This is a genomic window from Pseudonocardia sp., assembly GCF_025965585.1.
In the GTDB taxonomy this organism is placed as follows: domain Bacteria; phylum Actinomycetota; class Actinomycetes; order Mycobacteriales; family Pseudonocardiaceae; genus Pseudonocardia.
Genome location: NZ_JAOPWR010000339.1, coordinates 1 through 3,682 on the forward strand (window position 1 = coordinate 1; position 3,682 = coordinate 3,682).

Annotated in this window: 2 protein-coding genes and 1 pseudogene; all 3 read left to right on the forward strand. The window is 68.8% G+C overall.

All coding sequences use genetic code 11. From position 1 onward, the window contains the following. Positions 1 to 25: 25 nt before the first annotated feature. Positions 26 to 2,020 (forward strand): acetate--CoA ligase, encoded by a 1,995-nt coding sequence (acs, locus tag JWR81_RS20705; RefSeq protein ID WP_297655389.1) that lies wholly within the window; start codon positions 26 to 28, stop codon positions 2,018 to 2,020. Between the two features lie 22 nt (positions 2,021 to 2,042). Beyond that, positions 2,043 to 3,234: pseudogene (locus tag JWR81_RS20710) on the forward strand (acetoin utilization protein AcuC). 140 nt (positions 3,235 to 3,374) lie between these two features. Beyond that, positions 3,375 to 3,682, forward strand: a 308-nt coding sequence (locus tag JWR81_RS34450) for a UBP-type zinc finger domain-containing protein (RefSeq protein WP_367278814.1), incomplete at its 3' end; no start/stop codon positions are given.

Consider the following 3,682-nt stretch of genomic DNA (forward strand, 5'->3'; position numbering starts at 1 on the left):
CCGGGCTTCTTCCCAGGAGCGAGTGATGACTGACAACGCCAAGCTCGTGCAGAGCACAGCAGAACTCGATCGGCTCCTCGACGATCTGCAGAAGGTCGAGAAGTTCGAGCCTCCGGCGGAGTTCCGCGCCCGGGCGCGCGTGCGGGACCCCGGTGTGTACGAGGTGGCTGCGCGCGACCCGGAGGGCTACTGGGCCGAACAGGCCCGCCAACTGCACTGGGACCGGCCGTTCACGACCGTTCTGGACGATTCCGACCCACCGTTCTTCACCTGGTTCGGCGATGGAACCCTCAACGTCTCCTACAACTGTCTGGATCGGCATATCGAGGCCGGGCTCGGCGACCGGGTCGCCTATCACTGGCGTGGCGAGGAGGGCGAGGAGCGCGCGATCACATACGCGGATCTGCACCGCGACGTGCAGCGGCTGGCCAATGGCCTGAAGGATCTCGGAGTCGACAGGGGGGACGTGGTCGGGATCTTCCTTCCGATGATTCCCGAGGTCGTCGTCGCGATGCTCGCCTGTGCCCGGATCGGTGCTCCGCACAACGTGGTCTTCGGCGGCTTCGCCCCGGAGTCGGTGCGGGAGCGGATGGAGGTGTCGCACGCGAAGGCGCTCATCACCGTCGACGGCGCCCGGCGCAAGGGCAGGACGGCGCCCATCAAGCGCGAGGTCGATCGGGTCATGTCCGGCCTGACCGAGCTCCGCTCGATCGTGGTGGTCCGCCACACTGGCGCCGACTGCCCGATGCACGACGGCCGGGACGTCTTCTACGACGACCTGCTCGCGCGCAGCGAGCCGGTCTGCCCGGCCGATCCGCTGCCGGCCGAGCATCCGCTGTTCATCCTGTACTCGTCGGGCTCAACGGCGAAGCCGAAGGGCATCCTGCACACCACCGGCGGATACCTGACCGGAGTTGCGGCCACCCACCGCGACGTCTTCGACCTCCGGCCGGACTCCGACGTGTTCTGGTGCACGGCCGACGTCGGCTGGGTCACCGGGCACTCCTACATCGTGTACGGGCCGCTCGCGAACGGCTGCACCAGCGTGATGTTCGAAGGCGCCCCGGACTACCCGAGCAAGGACGTCTGGTGGGAGATCATCGAGCGCTACGGCGTCACGATCCTCTACACCGCGCCGACCGCCATCCGGGTCTTTATGAAGTGGGGTGTCGAGTACCCGAACAGGCATGACCTGTCGTCGCTGCGCCTGCTCGGGTCGGTCGGCGAACCGATCAACCCGAAGGCCTGGCTCTGGTTCTACGCGGTGATCGGCCGCCAGCAGTGCCCGGTCGTCGACACCTGGTGGCAGACCGAGACCGGGCACATCATGATCGCGCCGCTGCCCGGGCTGACGCCGACCAAGCCCGGTTCGGCCACCCTTCCGTTGCCTGGCGTCTCGGCGGCGCTGGTCGACCAGGACGGCAACGAACTGGCCGACGGAACCGGGTTGCTGGTCCTCACCCGGCCTTGGCCGGGGATGCTGCGCACGCTCTACGGCGACGACGAGCGCTACGTCTCGACGTACTTCGGCCGGTTCGGACCGCGCACCTACATGGTCGGTGACGCGGCCCGGCGCGACAGCGACGGATACTTCTGGATCATCGGACGGACCGACGACGTCATCAACGTGTCGGGCCACCGGTTGTCCACCGCGGAGGTCGAGTCCGCGATCGTCGCCCACGAGAAGGTCGCCGAGGCGGCCGTGGTCGCCGAGACCGACCAGTTGACCGGTCAGGCCATCGTCGCCTTCGTGACGTTGAACGCGGACCTGCGGGGTGATGACCAGGTGGCCGCCGAGATCCGGGAGTACGTCGGCGTGCGGATCGGCAAGCTGGCCCGTCCGAAGTCGATCATCTGGGCCGAGGACCTGCCGAAGACCCGCTCCGGCAAGATCATGCGCCGGCTACTGCGGGATATCGCCGACGGACGTGAGCTGGGTGACGTCACGACGCTGGGCGACCCGTCGGTTCTCCACCAGCTTCAGGAGAGAGCCGCCGCCCGCGGAAAGGCCACGTCGTAGCGGGAGGCGGTGAGGCGATCTCATGAGCGGGTCGGCCCTTCTCGTATGGAGCGAGGAGCTGCTGAACTACGACCTCGGAGCCAGTCACCCGATGGCTCCGGGCCGCCTCGAGTTCACCATGGCCCTGGCCCGCGACCTCGACGTGTTCGCCGGACGCCACACCCGCATCACAGCACCGCGGCCGGCTTCCGACAACGTGCTCCAGCTCATCCACGACCCGGCCTATGTCGCCGCGGTTCGCGGCGCGCCGCGGCGCCAGTCCGCCCAGCTGTACCACACGTTCGGGTTGGGCGGCGAGGACAACCCGATCTTCGCCCGGATGCACGAGGCGTCGGCTCTCGTTACCGGCGGCACGGTGGACGCCGCCCGGGCGGTCCGCAGCAGCGGGGCGCAGCACGCCGTCAACCTCGCCGGCGGTCTCCACCACGCGATGCCGTCGAGGGCATCCGGGTTCTGCGTATACAACGATGCCGCGGTCGCCATCGCCTGGCTACTGGCCGACGGTGTACAGCGGGTGGCCTACGTCGACGTGGACGCCCACCACGGTGACGGCGTGGAGGCGGCGTTCTACGGCGACCCCCGAGTTCTGACGATCAGCCTGCACGAGAGCGGCTACACAGCATTCCCGGGCACCGGTTTCCCGGAGGAGTCCGGCCACGGCGCCGCGGAAGGTGCCGCGGTCAACGTCGCGTTACCGCCGGGTACCGGCGACGCCGGCTGGCTGCGCGCGTTCCATGCTGTCGTGCCGCCGCTCGTGCGGGCCTTCGAGCCGCAGATCCTCGTCACCCAACTCGGATGCGACACCCATCGCCTCGATCCGTTGGCCCAGCTCAACCTCACCGTCGATGCGCACCGGCACAGCTACGCGGTGCTGCACCAGCTGGCGCACGAGGTCGCCGGCGGCCGCTGGGTCGATCGGCGGCGGCGGCTACGAGATTGTGCAGGTCGTACCCCGGTCGTGGACCCACCTGCTCGCCGAGATCACCGGTAGCCCGCTCGACCCCGGCACGGCGACCCCCGACGGCTGGCTGCAGTTCGTCCACGGACGTACCGGACGCGAGGGACCGAAGCTCCTCACCGACGGCACCGAACCGACGTACTACGCCTGGGACGCCGGTGAGGGCGACCCCGACGATCCGGTGGATCGCGCGATCGCAGCGACCCGTCGCGCGGTGTTCCCCGACCACGGCCTCGACCACATCGATCCGCGATGAGTCCAGGTTCCGCGGCGGAACGAGGTACCGCTCATCATCTCCGGTGATGAACGCTCCATGTGTTGGCCGTTTCGCGCACGGCCGAGCGAGAGTTGGCTAGCCGGCGCCAGATGGCATGGGGCACGGCAGCGAGGAGCATGATGCCACGAGCTATCCTCCACGGGGCAGGCCTCGGTGACCTGCGCCGCTGCGGGCACGTTGCCGCCGCCACGGGCGTCGAGCCACTCTCCACGGTCTGTCTAGAGTGCCGCGAGCATGGGGACGGTTGGGTCGAGCTGTGGTTGTGCCTGTCCTGCGGCTGGGTGGCATGCTCGGACGATTCACCCAACCAGCACGCCAAAGCCCACTACGAGGAAACGGATCACCCCGTCGCCGCGCCACTGCAGGACGACGCACGCCCGCGGTGGTGCTACGTCCATGAACGCGCCGTCGGATCTGTATCCGCAGG

What these genes read in the sequence shown, in the direction of transcription:
- acs (WP_297655389.1), top strand. Translation starts at nt 26, where the DNA reads ATGACTGACAACGCCAAGCTCGTGCAGAGCACAGCAGAACTCGATCGG.